Origin of the sequence: Streptomyces sp. NPDC001410, from assembly GCF_042895235.1 — a bacterium.
In the GTDB taxonomy this organism is placed as follows: domain Bacteria; phylum Actinomycetota; class Actinomycetes; order Streptomycetales; family Streptomycetaceae; genus Streptomyces.
This window is the reverse complement of sequence record NZ_JBIAWE010000008.1, coordinates 373,068-391,240: the sequence shown is the minus strand read 5'-3', so window position 1 is coordinate 391,240 and position 18,173 is coordinate 373,068. Positions and strand designations below refer to the sequence as shown.

The 18,173-nt window shown below is 72.4% G+C and carries 12 protein-coding genes and 2 pseudogenes; 11 read left to right on the top strand and 3 right to left on the bottom strand.

The window, feature by feature from the left end:
- Positions 1-53: 53 nt before the first annotated feature.
- Complete coding sequence (locus ACFY3C_RS20060; RefSeq protein ID WP_390771696.1) at positions 54-2,900, top strand: DEAD/DEAH box helicase; 2,847 nt, start codon at positions 54-56, stop codon at positions 2,898-2,900.
- Positions 2,897-4,834 carry an SWIM zinc finger family protein gene (locus ACFY3C_RS20055; RefSeq protein ID WP_390771695.1) on the top strand — a complete coding sequence of 646 codons (1,938 nt, stop codon included), beginning with the start codon at positions 2,897-2,899 and terminating at the stop codon, positions 4,832-4,834. The genes ACFY3C_RS20060 and ACFY3C_RS20055 overlap by 4 nt, the downstream gene beginning before the upstream one ends.
- 119 nt (positions 4,835-4,953) lie before the next feature.
- Here the strand turns inward: ACFY3C_RS20055 and ACFY3C_RS20050 are convergent, their stop codons facing one another.
- Positions 4,954-6,063 carry a TauD/TfdA family dioxygenase gene (locus ACFY3C_RS20050; RefSeq protein WP_390771694.1) on the bottom strand — a complete coding sequence of 370 codons (1,110 nt, stop codon included), beginning with the start codon at positions 6,061-6,063 and terminating at the stop codon, positions 4,954-4,956.
- Positions 6,064-6,249: 186 nt separating this feature from the next.
- On the opposite strand from ACFY3C_RS20050, the gene ACFY3C_RS20045 reads away from it, so the two are divergent.
- From ACFY3C_RS20045 to ACFY3C_RS20010, 8 genes and pseudogenes are all read left to right on the top strand, one after another.
- On the top strand, positions 6,250-7,272 hold the full coding sequence (locus tag ACFY3C_RS20045) for an AraC family transcriptional regulator (RefSeq protein WP_390771693.1): 1,023 nt from the start codon (positions 6,250-6,252) through the stop codon (positions 7,270-7,272).
- Positions 7,273-7,575: 303 nt separating this feature from the next.
- Positions 7,576-8,634, top strand: a complete 1,059-nt coding sequence (locus tag ACFY3C_RS20040) for a 3-keto-5-aminohexanoate cleavage protein (protein WP_390771692.1) — start codon at positions 7,576-7,578, stop codon at positions 8,632-8,634.
- A 45-nt stretch (positions 8,635-8,679) separates the two neighbouring features.
- A complete protein-coding gene (locus ACFY3C_RS20035; RefSeq protein ID WP_390771691.1) occupies positions 8,680-9,654 on the top strand; it encodes a quinone oxidoreductase family protein in 975 nt (324 codons plus the stop codon).
- 41 nt (positions 9,655-9,695) lie between these two features.
- Positions 9,696-10,595: a TauD/TfdA dioxygenase family protein gene (locus tag ACFY3C_RS20030; RefSeq protein WP_386576242.1), complete on the top strand. Its 900-nt coding sequence runs from the start codon at positions 9,696-9,698 to the stop codon at positions 10,593-10,595.
- 93 nt (positions 10,596-10,688) lie between these two features.
- Positions 10,689-11,975 (top strand): MFS transporter, encoded by a 1,287-nt coding sequence (locus tag ACFY3C_RS20025; protein ID WP_390771690.1) that lies wholly within the window; start codon positions 10,689-10,691, stop codon positions 11,973-11,975.
- On the top strand, positions 11,972-12,634 hold the full coding sequence (locus ACFY3C_RS20020) for an RBBP9/YdeN family alpha/beta hydrolase (RefSeq protein WP_390771689.1): 663 nt from the start codon (positions 11,972-11,974) through the stop codon (positions 12,632-12,634). Before ACFY3C_RS20025 ends, ACFY3C_RS20020 begins: the two co-directional genes overlap by 4 nt.
- Before the next feature lie 94 nt (positions 12,635-12,728).
- Positions 12,729-12,830 (top strand): annotated as a pseudogene (locus ACFY3C_RS20015) (3-oxoadipate enol-lactone hydrolase); the annotation flags it as partial.
- 236 nt (positions 12,831-13,066) lie between these two features.
- Positions 13,067-13,555 (top strand): GNAT family N-acetyltransferase, encoded by a 489-nt coding sequence (locus ACFY3C_RS20010; protein ID WP_390771688.1) that lies wholly within the window; start codon positions 13,067-13,069, stop codon positions 13,553-13,555.
- A gap of 383 nt (positions 13,556-13,938) precedes the next feature.
- On the opposite strand, the gene ACFY3C_RS20005 is transcribed toward ACFY3C_RS20010, so the two are convergent.
- Both ACFY3C_RS20005 and ACFY3C_RS20000 read right to left on the bottom strand, forming a co-directional pair.
- A complete protein-coding gene (locus ACFY3C_RS20005) occupies positions 13,939-15,159 on the bottom strand; it encodes a metallophosphoesterase (protein ID WP_390771687.1) in 1,221 nt (406 codons plus the stop codon).
- Between the two features lie 451 nt (positions 15,160-15,610).
- Positions 15,611-16,120, bottom strand: a pseudogene (locus tag ACFY3C_RS20000) (SMI1/KNR4 family protein); the annotation flags it as partial.
- Positions 16,121-16,232: 112 nt separating this feature from the next.
- Between ACFY3C_RS20000 and ACFY3C_RS19995 the strand changes: the two are divergent.
- Complete coding sequence (locus ACFY3C_RS19995) at positions 16,233-18,152, top strand: ABC transporter ATP-binding protein (protein WP_386576236.1); 1,920 nt, start codon at positions 16,233-16,235, stop codon at positions 18,150-18,152.
- The last annotated feature ends 21 nt before the right edge of the window (positions 18,153-18,173 follow it).

The window sequence follows — 18,173 nt, the reverse complement described above, 5'->3', positions numbered from 1 at the left end:
CCGTAGAGTCGAGGACGTCTGATCCGACACGCGGACGGGAGGTGGCAGGACGTATGAGCGCAGGCACGGCTGCGGTGGCCGAGCACACGGGAGGTTCCCGGGAATCCGGGGACCTCGTTCCGGTGCGCCTCGCGTCCGTCTATCTGCCCGCGCCCCTCCCGCGCGAGGGCCGCGTCGCCTTCTGGGACCCCGACGGCGGCCCGCTGCCCGCCGACGGCGACACCGACGAGCTGACCGTCGTACGACGCCATGGCGCGAGCGTGCGCCGTCGGCAGGTGCCCGCGCTGACCCTGCCGCTCGCCGAGGCCCTGCCGCTGCTGGTCCGGGCCCGCCGCGACCCGGCCGCCCACCCGGCCACGGCCTGCTGGGGAGCCGCCGCCCTGCACGCGCTGCGGCTGGTCGCCCGCGGCCGCCTGCTGCCCGGTCTGACCCCGAGCGGCCACGACGCCTGGCGGGCCGGCCCGCTGGAACCCGACGACATCGCCCACCTGCGCGCGGTGGCCGCGGCCCTGCCCCCGGAGGGCCACGCCGTGCCGCTGCCGGATGCCGGACCGCTCCGGCTGCCCGAGCCCGAGGCCCTGATCCGCTCCTTCCTGGACGCGGTCGCCGACACCCTGCCCCGTACCCCGGCCGCCCCCCACACGGCCGGCCACCCCTTCGCCGCCCGCGAGCCCCAGGCACTGCCCGCCGCCCACGACTGGGCGGCGGAGGTCGCCGCCGGCATGGACGCGGGTGTACGGATCTCGCTGCGCCTGGACCTGTCCGCGTACGACGTCTTCGACGCCGGTGCTGTCGAGGGCGCCCGTGCGGCCGGCGCGGCGATCGTCCAGGTGCACAGCCTCGCCGACCCGACCCTGGTGGCCGACGCGGCGGCCCTGTGGGCGGGGGACGCCGACGCGGCCTTCGGGCCACGCGCGCGCGTGGACGCCGCCCTCGCCGTGCGCCGCGCGGCCCGCGTGTGGCCGCCCATGGACCGGCTCGCCGAGCAGGAGACCCCCGACGTCCTCGCGCTGTCCGAGGAGGAGCTGGGCGAGCTGCTCGGCGTGGCGGCCGCCCGGCTCGCCGCCGCCGGGGTCGCCGTGCACTGGCCGCGGGACCTCGCCCGCGACCTCACCGCCGCCGCCGTGGTCCGGCCCGCGCCCGGCTCGGCGACCGACGGCACCGGCTTCTTCGAGAGCGAGGACCTGCTCCAGTTCCGCTGGCAGCTGGCGCTCGGCGGGGATCCGCTCAGCGAGGCCGAGATGGACGCGCTCGCCGAGGCCCACCGGCCGGTCGTACGGCTCCGGGACCGCTGGGTGCTGGTCGACCCGGCCCTGGTCCGCAAGGCCCGCAGACGCGAACTGGGCCTGCTCGACCCGGTGGACGCGCTGTCCGTCGCGCTCACCGGCACCGCCGACGTCGACGGCGAGACCGTCGAGGCCGTCCCCGTCGGCGCACTGGCCACCCTGCGCGACCGCCTCACCGCAGGCCTCGGCCCGGCAAAGCCGCCCGCCGGGCTCGCCGCCACCCTCCGCGACTACCAGCTCCGCGGCCTGGCCTGGCTCGACCTCATGACCTCTCTCGGGCTCGGCGGCTGCCTCGCCGACGACATGGGCCTCGGCAAGACCATCACGCTCATCGCCCTGCACCTGAAGCGGGCCCGCACCGAGCCGACCCTCGTGATCTGTCCCGCGTCCCTGCTGGGCAACTGGCAGCGGGAGATCACCCGGTTCGCGCCCGGCGTCCCCGTCCGCCGCTTCCACGGCCCGGACCGCACCCTGGAGGGCCTCGACGGCGGCTTCGTCCTCACCACCTACGGCACGATGCGCTCCACGGCGGCCCAACTCGCCGGGCAGCCCTGGGGCATGGTCGTCGCGGACGAGGCCCAGCACGTGAAGAACCCGTACTCCGCGACCGCCAAGGCGCTGCGCACCATCCCGGCCCCCGCGCGCGTGGCCCTCACCGGCACCCCCGTGGAGAACAACCTCTCCGAACTGTGGGCCCTGCTCGACTGGACGACCCCCGGCCTCCTCGGCCCCCTGAAGTCCTTCCGCGCCCGGCACGCGCGCGCGGTGGAGAACGGCGAGGACCAGCAGGCGGTGGACCGCCTGGCCCGCCTGGTGCGTCCCTTCCTCCTGCGCCGCAAGAAGTCCGACCCCGGCATCGTCCCCGAGCTGCCGCCCAAGACCGAGACGGACCACCCGGTACCGCTCACCCGGGAACAGGCCTCGCTGTACGAGGCGGTGGTGCGCGAGTCGATGCTGGCCATCGAGACCTCGGAGGGAATCGCCCGCCGGGGCCTGGTCCTGAAGCTGCTCGGCGCCCTGAAGCAGATCTGCGACCACCCGGCCCTGTACCTGAAGGAAGACGCGCACCCCGACGGCCTGCTGGCCCGCTCCGGCAAACTCGCCCTCCTGGACGAGCTGTTGGACACCGTGCTCGCCGAGGACGGCTCCGTACTGGTCTTCACGCAGTACGTCGGCATGGCCCGCCTCATCACCGCCCACCTGTCCGCCCGCGCGGTCCCCGTGGACCTCCTGCACGGAGGTACCCCGGTGCCCGAGCGTGAGCGCATGGTCGACCGTTTCCAGGGCGGCGAGACCCCCGTCCTCGTCCTCTCCCTCAAGGCCGCCGGCACGGGCCTGAACCTCACCCGCGCCGGCCACGTCGTCCACTTCGACCGCTGGTGGAACCCGGCCGTCGAGGAACAGGCAACCGACCGCGCCTACCGCATCGGCCAGACCCAGCCCGTCCAGGTCCACCGCCTGGTCACCGAGGGCACGGTCGAGGACCGCATCGCCGAGATGCTGGAGTCCAAGCGCGCCCTGGCCGACGCGATCCTCGGCTCCGGCGAGTCGGCCCTGACCGAACTCACGGACCGCGAGCTGTCCGACCTGGTCTCCCTGCGGAGGTCCTCATGACGACCGGGGAACAGCGCCCCGGCGACGCGGCCCGCCGGGCCCTGCGGGCGGCACGGGAGCGGGCGGAGGCCGAGCGGGAGAAAGCTGAGGAGGCTGCGGAGGCGAAGCGGCCGGAGCACCCGACCGAACCCCCGCCCGAGCGGGCCGCCACTGCGCGACCGAGGCCGGCGGACGCCGCGCGAGCCGCCCTCCGGTCGGCTGTGCCCGCCCGGCGGGATGCGGATGCGGCGACGGCCGAGCCGGGCGACTCAGCTGGGCCCGGCGACACGGACGAGACCAGGGCCATAGGTGGGGCTGCTGGTGGCTCGGCGGCCAGGGAAGCTCTCCGGGCCGCGCGTCAGAAGGCGTTGCGTGCCGAGGCGGAGGCGGCAGGGTCCCGGCGTGGGAGGCGTACGTCGGCGCGGTCCGTCGGCTCCTCACCCGCGTCCGCCCGCACCGGTGCCGAATCCCGGACCACTGCCCGCGTCCAAGCCGCCCACGACATGCGCCAGTTCCTGGCGAACGCCTTCCGTATGCCGTCCGTTGCCGACTCGGCCGACACAGCCGACCCGGCGGACACGGCCCAGGCGACGGGCGACTACACCGCTACGGACGCCACCCCCCGCGAAGCCGACCGCACCGAACCCCGCCCCCCGGCCCCGGCACCCCCGCAGATCCCCGCCACCATGGCCACCCCCCACCGCGACACCGAACTCCGCCGTACGTTCCCCCCGTTCCCGCCCCGGGAGGGCTCCTCGGCGGACTTCGCGTTCGCCGAGACCTGGTGGGGGAACGCCTGGGTCGACGCGCTTGAGCAGGGTGCGCTGGACGTCAAGCGGCTGGGCCGCGGCCGGGGTTACGCGGACCAGGGCCATGTGGACGCGATCACCGTGACGCCGGGCCTGGTGCTGGCGTACGTGCGCGGGAGTCGTCCGCGCCCGTACCGGGTGCAGGTGCGGCTGCGCACGCTGGAGGACGCGGACTGGGAGCGGTTCCTGGACGCGGCCGCCGACCGGCCCGGACACATCGCGGCGCTGCTGGACAAGGAGTTGCCCCAGTCCCTCGCCGACTGCGGTGCGCCCCTGCTGCCCGGCCCCCGCGACCTCGCCCCGCAGTGCAGCTGCCCCGACTCCGGCCACCCCTGCAAGCACGCGGCCGCCCTCTGCTACCAGACGGCACGCCTGCTCGACGCCGACCCCTTCGTGCTGCTCCTGCTGCGCGGCCGGGGTGAGAAGGGCCTCCTCGACGCGCTGTCCCGCCGCAGCGCCGCCCGCGCGGCCCGCGCCGCCCAGGAGGGATCACCGAGGTCCCTGCCCGGTGTGCGTGCGGCCGAGGCCCTCGCCCCGCGTCAACTCCCGCCGCTGCCCATGCCGTTGCCCGTACCGCCGCACCCCGAGCAGCCCCCGGTCTACCCGGCGGCGCCCGGCGGACCCGACCCGTTTGCCTTGGACCAGCTGGCGACCGATGCCGCCGCCCGTGCGCACGCGCTGCTCGCCACCGGGCGTGACCCGGTCGGCGAACTGACCCTGTGGCAGGACGCCGTACGCCTGGCCGCCGCCCGCCCCGGTTCCGGCCTGACCGCCACCACCCGCACCCTGTACGCCACGCTCGCCGCGGCCACCGACCGCACCACGGGCGACCTGGCCCGCGCGGTCGCCGCCTGGCGGCAGGGCGGGCCGGAGGGCCTGGCCGTCCTGGAGGAGCCGTGGGATCCGCCGGCCGGCCGCTTCGACCGGGCCCGCCCCCTGCTGCTCGCCGCCGACCTCCCTGCGTTCCGCCCCTGGCGCAACCGCCTCACCCACCCCCGCGGCCATGTCCAGCTCCGCCTGGGCCGCGACGGCCTCTGGTACGCCTACGAGTCGGAGCCGGGCCAGGACGACTGGTGGCCCCGCGGCACACCCGACCTGGACCCGGTCGGCGCCCTCACGGGCCTGGGCACACCGGACGACCTCTGAGAACACGACCGGGCGAGGAGCGACACGAGGGCCGGTCATGGCGACCCGGCCGCTCGGTCATGACGGTGGTGTTCTCGATCCGCGCCGCTCGGTCATGACGGTGGCGTCCTCGATCCGTCTCAGCGGGTGCGCGGCGTCGGACAGCCGCAGCCGGGGCGCGCCGTGCGCATGCTCCGGGGGCGGATGACGTCGTGCGGGGTGACCCCGGCGCGTGCCACGGGGCGGGAGAGCGGTCCGGCTGACCGTTCCGCCGGGTCGGCGTTCCCATGGCGGGCCAGCCACAGGCGCAGCAGGTGGCGTCTGTGCTCCGGGGTGTCGGAATCCTCGTACGCCGAGCGGGCGTGCAGCACCACGTGGTTGTCGAGCAGCAGCAGATCACCGGGCTGGAGATCCAGGTCGAGCCGGACGCCGGGCGAGGCGGCCGTCGCGTCGATGAGGTCGTACAGCTCCCGGTCGGCGGCCGCAGCGCCGTCCGGACCGCCGCCGCGGGCAGCGCGTGCGCCGTTGTCCAGGCGGGCGCGGTCGTAGCGCATGCTGGGTCTGTCGCCGTGCCGGGTGACGAGCGGGGAGGCCAGGTACGGCTTTTCACCGGGCGCCCGCTCCTCCCGACGGTCGAAGAGATGGTCGCGGTACAGACGCCCGACGAGGTCCGGCCGGGTGTCGAGCACCGCGTTGTGCACGGCGGCCGCACTGGCCAGCAGCGTGCGGCCGCCCGAGCGGGCCTGCAGCAGGCACATCAGGCCGAGCAGGTCGGACTCGGCGGTGTGGAACGGCAGCGCCGCGCGGGTCAGGTGCGCGGGCGGGGTCGTGCCGTCCGGCGCCGGGCCGGCGTCCCGGATGTGGCAGAGGGTGCGGCCGCCGACGGTCTGCGGGACAGGCCTGCCGAGGTACTGGCCGATCCCGCGCAGCACGGTGCTCGCTTCCGCCTCGCCGAGCAGATCCGCAGGGACGCTCCTGAGCAGGACGAAGCCCGGCCCCTCGGCCAGTGCCGCCGCGGCGCGCCCGAGCGCGGCGGCGAGTGTGGGCAGCGGGAAGTCGGCGACGGTCATCCGCAACAGGGTGGCGCCGCGCCCGCGGGCGGTGTGCACAGCCGTACGCAGCTCCTCACGGTGGTCGACGGTCAGTTGCAGCACCCAGTCGTCACGGCCCGCCACCTCCGGGCCGTACCACAGGGCCGGGCCCGTGAAGGGCCCGGTCGGCTCCGATGTCGTGTCCGGGGTTCCGGCCATGGTCGCCTCCGCGAGATCGGGTGAGCCGAGCGGCTCCGTCCGGCGGCGCGGCGGCCGGGCCGCCCGGCCGCCGCACCGCCGCACGGGCCGCGTCGACGGAGACGCTATGCAGTACTCGCCCCCCATGCTTGACGTACAGGGACGAGAAACTTAACTTCTGGGGACCTTCGCCCCTGGAGCGTGCCCATGAGGCCCCTTGCCCGCACCGCCGCGCTGAACGGTTACGTCGAGCTGAGCCGTTCCCTCGGCCTCGATCCGCGTGCGCTCATGAAGAGCGTCGGTCTGGACACTGCGGACCTGGCCGTGCAGGACCGGTGGATCTCAGGCACGGCGGTGGTCAGACTGCTGGAGCTGTCGGCCGCCGCTTCCGGACGGGAGGACTTCGGTCTGCTCCTGGCCGACCTGCGACGCTTCTCCAACCTCGGCCCCATCAGCCTGCTCGTCCGTGAAGAGCCCGACGTGCGCAGCGCCCTGGCACTGCTGATCCGCCACCAGCACACGTACAACGAGGTCCTGCACGCCCGGCTCTCGGAAGGCAACGGGGTGGCCACGCTCAAGGTGGACGTCCGGCTCGGGGAGCCGCAGCCGGCCCGGCAGGGCACGGAACTCGCCGTGGGCGCGTTCCACCGCGTGCTGTGCGGGTTCCTCGGCCCGCACTGGCGCCCGTCGTCGGTCTGCTTCGCCCACCGGGCGCCGCGGGACACCGCGGGCCACCGTCGCCTGTTCGGGTCCGCGGTGGAGTTCGACCGCGACTTCAACGGCATCGTCTTCTACGCCGAGGACCTGGACGCCCCCAACGCCATGGCCGACGCCCAGCTGCGCAGCTACACCCGGCGGTACTTCGAGCCCGTCGCGGCCCCCAGGGAGGCATCCGAGGTCGACCGGGTGCGCGACCTGATCGAGGCGCTGCTGCCGACCGGGCGCTGCTCCATCGAGCAGATCGCACGCAGCCTCGGCGTCGACAGGCGCACCGTCCACCGTCATCTGGCCCGCTCCGGGGAGACCTTCTCCTCCCTGCTCCATGCGACCCGCACCGCCCTCGCGGAGCGGTTCGTCGCCAATCCCAGCCGTTCCCTGACCGAGGTCTCCACGCTCCTGGGGTTTTCGTCGCTGAGCGCGTTCTCCCGCTGGTTCCACGAGCAGTTCGGCACCAGCCCGCGGGAGTGGCGCACGAGCCGGGGCGGCTCGGCGACGCACGGCAGAAGCTGACTCCGCGGGACGCATACGGGTGGTAGGCCGCCGCGCCCGCAGGTGTGTCCCCGATTGGCAAATCACCTGTCACCACAGGCAAAGCGGGTGGGTGCCGTCCGCCCTACGGTTGCACCACCGCGCGGCGGTCGGCCTCCGGAGGGAGCACGCTGCCACTCCCCTGAGGGTGCTTCCTCCGGACCGGCCCGCACCCACCTGGGCCAGGTGCCGCTCACCGGCCCGGACGTCCGTCGGCGCAGGCCCTGTCGTCGCGTCCGCCGCCTGCTCCGTGACGCGTTCACCCTTTCGACAAGGAGAAGCTCCGTGCACTTCCACGACGACTCCCTCTTCCCGGAGAACCAGGAAAAGCTGGTGATCCAGGCTGCGCCGTACGGCCCCGAATGGCTTCCCGGGGACGCGGACGACCTGCCACTGACCATGGACGAGCACGTACAGGCGGCTGTCGACTGCTACAACGCCGGCGCGACGGTGCTCCACATCCATGTGCGCGAGCTGGACGGCAAGGGCTCCAAGCGGATGTCCATGTTCAACGAACTGCTCGGGCGGCTGCGCGTGGCCGTCCCGGACATGGTGCTCCAGATCGGTGGTTCGATCTCCTTCGCCCCCGAGGGCGAGGGCGGCGACGCCAAGTGGCTCGCCTACGACACCCGCCACCTGCTGGCCGAACTCACCCCGGCGCCGGACCAGGTGACGATCGCGATCAACACCAGCCAGATGAACATCGTCGAGATCATGAACGACGACGACCTGGAGGGCACGTCGATAGCGAAGCCGGACTACCACCGGGCCTACCGCGACATGGTGGTCGAGGCCGGTCCGGAGTTCTACCTGGAGCACCTCAAGCGCCTGCACGCGAACGGCATTCAGCCCCACTTCCAACTCGCCCACCTGGCCCAGCTGGAGACCGTGGAGCGGCTGATCCGCTCCGGCGCCTACACCGGGCCGCTGATCCTCAACTACGTGGCCATCGGCGGCGGTTTCGCCGGCCGGCACCCAGCCGACCTGGTCGAGTTCATCCGCCGCGTGCCGGACGGCGCCGTTCTCACCATCGAGAGTTCCATGCGCGCCGTGGCCCCGATGAACGCCGTCGCCATCGCCCTCGGCCAGCACGTGCGCGTCGGCAACGAGGACAACCTCTGGCGCGCCAAGGGCGAGCGGATGTCCTCCGTGGCCCAGGTCGAGCAGATGGTGCGGATCTCCGAGGCGCTCGGCCGCGAGATCGCCACCGGAGCGGACGCCAAGCGGATCTACAAGCTGGGCGAGTACTACGCGGACGCCGAGGAGACCCTCGCCCGGCTCGGCATGGTGCCCAACCGCCGCCCGGGACAGCGCGGCTTCATGCTGCGCGACGTCCAGGCCTGACACCCGGCCCCGTCCCCACCCTCACGAACCCTCCGGGAGCTCTCCGTGGCACACGCCGTCCGCTTCTACGAAACCGGTGGCCCTGACGTCCTCACCTGGGAGGAGGTGTCCGTCGGCGACCCCGGGCCGGGCCAGGTGCGCATCCGGCACGAAGCCGTCGGCCTCAACTTCGCCGACACGTATTTCCGCACCGGTCTCTACCCGGTACGGCTGCCCGACGGCATCGGTGTCGAGGCCGCCGGCGTGGTGGAGGCGGTCGGCGAGGGCGTCACCCACGTCACCGCGGGGGACCGGGTGACGTACACCGGAAGCCCCCTCGGTGCCTACAGCACCGAGCGGGTCATGGACGCCTCGCACCTGATCAGGCTGCCCCAGGGGATCAGCTGCGAGACGGCGGCCGCGATGACCATGCGCGGCCTGACAGCGGCCTACCTGCTGCGCAGGATCCACCCGCTGCGGGAGGGGGACACGGTTCTGCTGCACGCCGCCGCGGGCGGCGTGGGCCTGATCGTCTCCCAGTGGGCCGCACTGCTCGGCATCCGTGTGATCGGAACGGTCTCCAGCGAGGAGAAGGCGGAGATCGCCCGCGCACACGGATGCGAGCACGTCATCCGCTACCGGCACGAGGACGTGGCCGAGCGGGTGCGGGAACTGACCGACGGCGCCGGCGTACCGCTGGTGCTCGACAGCGTCGGCAAGGACACCTTCGCGGGCTCGCTGGCCTCGCTGGCACGCCGTGGCCTGCTCGTCTGCTTCGGCACCGCCTCCGGTCCCGTGCCGCCGATCGACGCCATGCAACTCGCCGTCCAGGGCTCGCTGTTCGTCACCCGGCCCGCCCTCGCCGACTACATCACCGACCCAACCGAACGCGGTGCCCTGGCCTCAGAACTGTTCGATCACGTCTCCTCGGGGCGCATCGCCATCGAGATCAACCAGCGCTACCAGCTCGAGGACGCCGTCCAGGCCCATCGCGACCTGGAAGCCGGGCGGACCGTCGGGTCCTCCGTCTTCGTGCTGTGAGCACGGCGCCCTCGACCCACCCCCTCATGGAGTGAGCACCCATGCCCGACATCCTCTCGTCTCCCGTGCGCTCCGGCGCGCGGCGCACCTCGATCGAGGTCGAGCCGCTGACCTGCACCATCGGCGCCGAACTCACCGGTGTGAATCTCGCCGACGCGGCCCGTGACGACGACCTCTTCGCCGAGATCAAGAGCCTGCTGCTGGAGTACAAGGTCCTCTTCCTGCGGGACCAGGACATCTCCCGTGCCGACCACGTCGCGTTCGCCTCGCGCTTCGGCCCGCTGGAGGACCACCCCGTCGCCGGCAGCGACCCCGACCATCCCGGGCTGGTCCGGATCTACAAGGACCTGGACAGCCCCCCGGAGCACTACGAGAACGCCCTGCACACGGACGGCACCTGGCGGACGAACCCGTCGATGGGCGCCGTGCTGCGCTGTGTCGAATCGCCCCCGGTCGGCGGCGACACGATCTGGGTCAACATGGTCGAGGCCTACCGCCGGCTCCCCGACCACATCAAGACCCGGATCCCGGGGCTGCGCGCCCGGCACAGCATCGAGGCCACCTTCGGTGCCGTCATGCCCGAGGACCGGCGCCACGCGCTGAAGGAGCGGTTCCCGGACGCCGAGCACCCGGTCGTGCGCACGCATCCCGAGACGGGCGAGAAGATCCTCTTCGTCAACGCGTTCGCGACGCACTTCGTCAACTACCACACGCCCGAGAACGTGCGTTTCGGCCAGGACTACGCGCCGGGCGCGAGCCACCTCCTGACCTATCTGATCAGCCAGGCCGCCATCCCCGAGTACCAGGTGCGCTGGCGCTGGACTCCCAACAGCGTGGCCATCTGGGACAACCGCTCCACCCAGCACTACGCCGTCCAGGACTACTGGCCCGCCGTCCGCAAGATGGAGCGCGCCGGAATCGTGGGCGACAGACCGTTCTGACCTGCCACTTCCCGAGCAGTCGAGGTGATGACAATGGATTTTCACACCACTGCGCAGTCCACGGCCGGGGCCGCGTCCGCGGTGGAATGGCCCGTGCCCAGACGCTATGCCTGGGCGGTCTTCGCACTGAGCTTCGGCCTGTTGCTGTCCGACTACATGTCCCGCCAGGTCCTCAACGCCGTCTTCCCGATGCTGAAGGCCGAGTGGCTGCTGTCCGACGCCTCCTTGGGGTCCCTCAGCGGCATCGTGGCCCTTGCGGTCGGGGTGCTCACCTTCCCCATGTCCCTCATGGCCGACCGGTGGGGAAGGGTACGGAGTCTGCTGGTCGCGGCGACGATGTGGAGTCTGGCCACCCTGGGGTGCGCCGTGTCCGCGAACTACGGCGAGATGTTCGTCGGCCGGCTCTTCGTCGGCATCGGCGAGGCGGCGTACGGCAGTGTGGGGATCGCCGTGGTCCTCAGCATCTTCCCGGTCGCCCTGCGGGCCACCCTCTCCGGTGCCTTCATCGCGGGCGGCGCCTTCGGCTCGGTGCTCGGCGTCGCCGTCGGCGGCGCCGTGGCCCAGGCGGCCGGCTGGCGCTGGGCGTTCGCCGCGATGGGGGTCTTCGGCCTGGTGCTCGCCGCGGTGTACGGCGCCGTGGTCAAGGAGAGCCGCCTGGCACCGTGCGGACGGCTCACCGTCGGCGAGCACGGCGCTCCGGCGCGCGGACACCTGCGCGCCCACCTGCCCCGCCTGTTCTCCTCCGTCTCCGTCATCAGCGCCTACGTCGGCAGCGGACTGCAACTGTTCATCGCAGGTGCGCTCCTGTCCTGGCTGCCCAGCTTCTTCAACCGCTACTACGACATGGCACCGGCCAAGGCCGGCGGGGTCGCCGGCGGCTTCGCGATGATCATCGGCATCGGGATGATCCTCGGAGGCATTGCCTCCGACCGCATCAGCTCCACCACCCCGATCCGCAAGTGGGCCGTCGCCGCCGGCTGCAGCCTCGGCTCGCTCCTCCTGCTGACTCTCGCCTTCCAACTGCCCACAGGGCCAGCGCAGTTGCTGGCCCTGGCCGCCGGATCACTGCTGTCGGCCGGCTCCGCCGGACCCGCGGCCGCCATGGTCGCGAACCTGACCCCGGCCGCCGTCGCCGCGACCGCGTTCGCCACCCTCACCCTGGCCAACAGCCTGCTCGGGCTGGCCCCGGGGCCCGCGGTCACGGGCGCGCTCGCGGACCGCCTCGGCCTGCTGGGCGCCCTGCGCATCGTGCCCCTCGTCGCGGTCGCGGCCACGGCGGCCTTCCTGGTCGGCAGGCACTGGTACGAACGCGACCTCCTCCGCCTCGACGCCCCCGCCACGAAGGCGGAGCCCAAGCACCCGTCGGAGATTGCCTCATGAGCCCCACCACGGAACCCACCGTGGTCATCGTCCCCGGTCTGCGCGACCATGTCGCGGACCACTGGCAGACCCGGCTGGCCGAACGGCTCGCCGAGGCCGGCCGCGCCGTCCGCACGGTTCCCCCGGCGGAGGGGAACCGGCTCGCTCTGGACGTCCAGGTCGGCAACCTGGCCGCGACGCTGGCACCCCTGGACGGTCCGGTCCTGCTGGTCGCCCACAGCGCCGGAGTCATCACCACCGTCCACTGGGCCCGGCGCCACCGCGCCGGCGTACGCGGCGCGCTGCTCGCCACGCCACCGGACTTCGAGGCACCGCTGCCGGACGGCTACCCCACCCCGGCCGAACTCGCGGACAACGGCTGGACCCCCGTGCCCCGGGCGCCGCTGCCCTTCCCCAGCCTCGTGGCCGCCAGCGCCGACGACCCGCTCGGCGCACCCGAGCGCATCGCCGGGCTGGCCCGCAGCTGGGGCAGCCGCCTCGTGGAGCTGGGCGCGGTCGGCCACCTCAACCCGGCCTCGGGACACGGTGAGTGGCCCCTGGCCGAGGAACTGATCCGCCTGCTGGAGTCCGACGCCGTCACCGACGGCCACATGCTGGACTGGTTCGCAAAGTTCGCCGCACGGACGAACGGGAGCGGGAACGTGAGCGGCGGCACGTAGAGGATTTTCACGAAGCCCTCACAACGTGGGACGGTCGGCGCGGGCCTTTGGCCCGAGCACCTGGGAAACCGTGAGATGTGAGAGCGCGCAGGGCGTGAGTGAGACACCGACGACCACCCTGCAGTACCGCTTCGACGGCCCGGAGGACGCCCCGGTCCTCATCCTCGGCCCTTCCCTCGGCACGACCTGGCACATGTCGTAGAAGCCGGTCCGTGATTCGCGCGTGATACGGCGAGGCCCACCAGAAGCCGTTCCGACGGGGACCTCCGCGCGGAGCCGTGAGACGCCGAAGCCGCACCGGAGTGCTCTGGTCCGGCTTCGGCGTGAGATCGGTTGCGCTCGCACGAGTGGTTCCCGGGAGCGGTGCAGGAACGTCTGCCGAGCAGCCGACCCGCCGCAGGAAGGCACTCCCCGGTGCGAAATACTCTTCCGATGAGTTCACGCACTTCTCCGATCAGCCAGCCGTTCACGATACGGAGGGCAGTCGCGCGGGATGCCAAACGGCTCACGCGGCTCGTGCGTGGCTCAGGCGCCTACGAGGGCAAGTACGCAGCCGCAGTGGCGGGCTACAGGGTCGGTCCTGATTACATCGAAGCCCACCGCGCCTTCGTAGCCGTCGGCGCCGACGAGCATGGAGGCCGGGTCATCGGGTTCTACTCGCTCGTCCTCGCTCCACCGGAGCTCGACCTGCTGTTCGTCGCCGACGAAGCGCAAGGACGTGGTATTGGACGGCTGCTCGTCGCGCACATGCAGTCCGAGGCCCGCGCCGCCGGGCTCGACCGTGTCAAGGTCGTGTCGCATCTTCCCGCCGAGGACTTCTACCACCGCGTCGGTGCAGTGCGGACCGGGACCGCACTCGCGAACCCGCCCGCCGTGCCGTGGGACCGTCCCGAATTCGAGTTTCGCATTCCTTCGGAATGACGCGGTGTGCCGGTTCGCAGGGCACCGGCTTCGCCCGCATGGCGGCCGGCATGCAGGAGCCGCTGGACGCCGCGCCAGGTCCGACTCGGCGTTCGGGTCGTCGTGGGCGTCGACGATGGCGATGGTCCTGCCGGAGCCGCTGGCGGAGGCGGCGGAGGTCAGGCCGTAGGCCGACTTCAGGTCGCTGGGCCCGTAGCCGGTGGGGGAGTCCGCGGCGGCGTTCGGCCGGACGGTCTGGGGTGCGATGCCCTTCTTCGCCGCCTGCTCTTCCTGGAAGGCGCTGGTGCCGCTGGTGACGCGCAGGGCGTTGCAGGATGCGCAGCCCTTCTTCGGGGCTCCGGCGCACTGCAGCATCTCCAGCGGAACCGCCGGCCCGCCCAGCGCTACGGCGTGGGGGGCCGCTGCGGGGAGCGGAGTACGAGCAGGGTGATCTCGCTCGGGGCGAAGACGCGGAAGGGCGGGCCCCAGAAGCCGGTGCCACGGCTGGTGTAGAGGAGGGTGCGGGTGCCGTGGCGGCTGAGGCCGGCGAGGGCGGGCTGGTCGATGCGGACCAGGTGGTGGAAGGGCCAGATCTGGCCGCCGTGGGTGTGGCCGGAGAGCTGGAGGTCCACGCCGCCGGCTGCCGCCCGGTCGACGAACTTGGGCTGGTGGGCCAGGAGCAGGACGGGGTAGTCGGGGTCGGCGCCGTGCAGGGCTCCGGCGAGGTGGGCGCCGTGGCCGGCGAGGCCGGAGGACTCGGCCGTGACGTCGTCCACGCCGGCGACCACGAGGGTGTCGCCACCGCGTTCGAGCAGCAGATGGCGGTTGCGCAACGGCTCCCAGCCCAGCTCGTCCATCAGGTCGACCCAGCCCTGGGCCTCGCCGTAGTACTCGTGGTTGCCGGTGACGTAGACCCGGGCCCGGGTGGCCTGCACGGTGCCGAGTGGGGCGGCCTGGGCGCGGCGCCGTTCGGCCGTGCCGTCCGCGATGTCTCCGGTGTGACAGACCAGGTCGGCCTTCAGCGTGTTGACCGTCTCGCAGACCCGCGCCGACCAGCGGGCGCGGTCGAGCGGGCCGTAGTGGGTGTCGGTGATGAGGACTACGCGCGTGCCGTCCAACCCGGCCCCCAGGCGCGGAAGTTGCACGTCCAGGCGGCGTACCCGTGGTACCCGGCGGGCCTCGGCGTACCCCCAGGCGAGCAGCACGGTGGCGGCGCCGAGGACCGCCCACGTGACGATCCGGGCCCGGTCCTGGCCGTCGCCGACGCCGGTCACGGTCAGGGCGAGCCGCAGCGGGACGCCGAGCACGACGGACCAGGTGAACAGGATCCAGCTGGTGCCCAGCAGGGTGTCTCCGACGATCGCCGCCCAGTCCTGCTGGCGTCGGCCGTGGCCGCGCACCATCGCGAGCGGCATACCGATCAGGCCGAGGGCGAACAGGGCGGTGCCGGAGAGCGTGACAGGGAGCGGCCAGTGCTGGCCGGTGTGGAGCAGCATCCAGCAGGGCACGGTCCACAGCAGGACGGGGGCGATCAGTGGGAGGTAGCGCATCAGGCGGCGCAGTCGGCTCTGCTGAGTCGCGTGCGCTGCACTGTCGGCGGGTCGGGTTTCGCTGGTATCGGTCACGCTTCCCCTCCTTGAGCAACCAGGCTGCCGTCGCGCGCACTGTATCCGGCCCTCCCGGGCCGGTCGGACGGACGGGGTGCTCATGGTGGGCAGCCCCATGCGGCGAGGTGGCCTCCGAATTCGTCCCCGGCTCACGCGGTTGGTGACCCTGCTCCTGACCGGGGCCGCGGCGGCTTCGCACGGTGAGGCGTAGAAGCTCCGGAAGCAGTGGAGAGTACAGCCCATCGTCGTGGGCCGGGTGAGATCCACATGCCGGTGCCTGTAATGCTCAGTATTTCTGGGTGGGGATGCTGTGACGGGCGGGAGGATGGGAGGGTGCTGTCCCGGGTCCGGGGTCTGACTCATGACACGCCTGACCGAAGTGTCCTGGTCTCACGGTGTCGGACGTTGGCCGGGGATGGTGCGTTGTCGGTGCCGGGCCGGCGGGGCGTGTCCCGATAGGGGGCTGCCGCGCGTGCCGCTCGGGTGGCGCGGCCCGCCAACTCGCCCATGTGTACACGGGCCACTCGCTGTCCTCGTCCACGTCCTCGGGGTCCATGAGGACATGGGTGATGTCGGACTCGACGTCGAGCTGCAGCCCGCGCCGCCAGATGTCCGCCTCCAGCCGCTCCTCGTGCCCGGCGTCCTCGTCCAGGTACTCCTCGAACACGTCAGCGAGTCCCGACTCGTTGTCGTGCCAGTGTGCGTCCTGGGTCCCCGCCAGCAGCCACACGAAACCGCCCGCGTGCTGCCACCCGTCGCTGACCTTGAGGAACTCCCGGTACGACGGGGGCATCCGTCGGCCGAGGCGCTCTTCCATGGCTGCGATCCGCTCTTCGGACGCGGGCGGGAACCCCAGCCACCGCGCTTGCCTGGCGGTCTCGTCGTCCTCGCCCCGCGTCTCGCCGTCCGGCAGGGAGTCTGCCCACTCCCCGCTCCACTTGAGAAGGAAGGGCCGCCAGTCGAATGCCGTGGAAGTTGTGTCGGCGTGCTTGCCGGCAGCGGTGTCCGGTAATCGCCAGTCCGCGGTAAATGCCTGGACTGAGGACCTCCCCCGACGGGACACTTCCGACTTCCGAACCTCCGGGAGTGTGATGGGGACAACAGATACGCGAGGGCCGATGCCGGGCAGGAGCGCGGTCGTTCTGGCACTGCGCCGCTACAACCGGGAACTGCTGCGGCTACGACGGCTGGCCCTGCCCGCGCTGCTGCTGCCCGCTGCGGGCAACATCGGCATCCGCTACGTCGCACCCCTACTGATCGCCAAACTCGCAGGACAGGCCGCCGACGGCGGCGGTCTCACCCTCAGCTCGGCGCTGCCGTACGTGCTGGGCTTCGGCGTGACGTTGCTGCTCGCCGAGGCCGTGTGGCGGGTCGGGCAGCACTGCCTGAACCGCGTGGACGCCCTCGGCATGGAACACCTGTACGTGAGCGGCATGGACGAACTCCTCGCCAAGGACGCGGCATTCTTCCACGACAACTTCGCCGGCTCCCTGACCAAACGGGTGCTCAGCTTCGGCAAGCGCTTCGAGGACTTCGTCGACACGGTGACGTACCGGATCGTGGGCAGTCTCGTCCCCCTGGTGTTCGGTGCCGTGGTGCTGTGGAGCTACGAACCGATGCTCGTCGCCGGCCTTCTTGTGATGATCGTGCTGACCGTGGTGGCCGCGACGCCTCTGATCCGTCGCCGGCAGAGGCTCGTCAATGACCGTGAGGCGGCGATCGCCCGGGTCTCCGGCCACGTTGCCGACAGCCTCGTGAACATGGAGACCATCCGGGCGTTCGCGGCCGAGCGGCGGGAGGCCGACGAACACCGCAGCCGTGTCGCGGACTCCCGGCGCCTGACGCTGAGGTCGTGGGACTACGGCAATCTGCGCGTCGACACCCTGATCGCCCCCATGTCCGTGCTGACCAACGTGCTGGGCCTGTTGGTCGCCATCGCCTTCGGTGGCCCGGGCCAGGGAGTGGAGGAGGTCGTCATCGCTTTCACCTACTACTCCAACGCGACCCAGATCATGTTCGAGTTCAACCAGATCTACCGGCGTCTGGAAAGCTCGATGACCGAGGCCGCGCAGTTCACCGAGCTGCTGTTGGATCCGCCCACCGTGCTCGACCCGACGGAACCCGAACCGCTCGCACCGCAGGACACCGGCATCCGCTTCGAGGCGGTGACCTTCGCTCACACGGGCGCGAAGCCGATTTTCCAGGGACTCGACCTGGACGTGCCCGCAGGCGCACGTATCGGTCTGGTCGGCAGGTCCGGCGGCGGCAAGACCACACTCACCCGGCTCCTGCTGCGGATGTCGGACATCGACGACGGACGCATCCTGATCGGTGGGCAGGACATCAGCCGGCTGCGCCAGACCGACCTGCGTTCACTGATCGCCTACGTCCCGCAGGAACCCGCCATGTTCCACCGCAGCCTGCGGGACAACATCGCCTTCGCCCGCCCCGGCGCCACCGACGAGGAGATCCACGCCGCGGCCGCGGCCGCGCACGTCACGGAGTTCGCCGACCAACTCCCCGACGGCTTCGGCACTCTGGTGGGGGAGCGGGGAGTGAAACTCTCGGGCGGCCAGCGCCAGCGTGTCGCCCTCGCCAGGGCCATCCTGCGCGACGCCCCGATCCTGCTGCTCGACGAGGCGACCAGCGCGCTGGACTCGGAGAGCGAACTCCTCGTCCAGGACGCCCTGTGGCGGTTGATGGACGGACGTACGGCCCTCGTGGTCGCCCACCGTCTGAGCACCGTCGCCGGTATGGACCGTCTCGTCGTCCTCGACCGCGGAAGCGTCGTCGAGCAGGGCACCCACGAGGAACTGCTCGCGGCGGACGGTGCCTACGCCAAGCTGTGGCAGCACCAGTCGGGCGGCTTCCTCGGCGAGAGCACCGAGTCGGCCCTCGGACGCCCGGTCCCAGAAGCCGGTCCCGGCGGGCTGCCCGGACCGGCCGAGCCGGCGCCGGACGGGGGCCGCAGGACGTCGTCCCACGTTCGTTCGAGCACCGGGTCCACGTGACCGAGTCGGTCACGGAAGACA

What these genes read in the sequence shown, in the direction of transcription:
- ACFY3C_RS20060 (WP_390771696.1), top strand. Translation starts at nt 54, where the DNA reads ATGAGCGCAGGCACGGCTGCGGTGGCCGAGCACACGGGAGGTTCCCGG.
- ACFY3C_RS20055 (WP_390771695.1), top strand. Translation starts at nt 2,897, where the DNA reads ATGACGACCGGGGAACAGCGCCCCGGCGACGCGGCCCGCCGGGCCCTG.
- ACFY3C_RS20050 (WP_390771694.1), bottom strand. Translation starts at nt 6,063, where the DNA reads ATGGCCGGAACCCCGGACACGACATCGGAGCCGACCGGGCCCTTCACG.
- ACFY3C_RS20045 (WP_390771693.1), top strand. Translation starts at nt 6,250, where the DNA reads ATGAGGCCCCTTGCCCGCACCGCCGCGCTGAACGGTTACGTCGAGCTG.
- ACFY3C_RS20030 (WP_386576242.1), top strand. Translation starts at nt 9,696, where the DNA reads ATGCCCGACATCCTCTCGTCTCCCGTGCGCTCCGGCGCGCGGCGCACC.
- ACFY3C_RS20020 (WP_390771689.1), top strand. Translation starts at nt 11,972, where the DNA reads ATGAGCCCCACCACGGAACCCACCGTGGTCATCGTCCCCGGTCTGCGC.
- ACFY3C_RS20010 (WP_390771688.1), top strand. Translation starts at nt 13,067, where the DNA reads ATGAGTTCACGCACTTCTCCGATCAGCCAGCCGTTCACGATACGGAGG.
- ACFY3C_RS19995 (WP_386576236.1), top strand. Translation starts at nt 16,233, where the DNA reads ATGGGGACAACAGATACGCGAGGGCCGATGCCGGGCAGGAGCGCGGTC.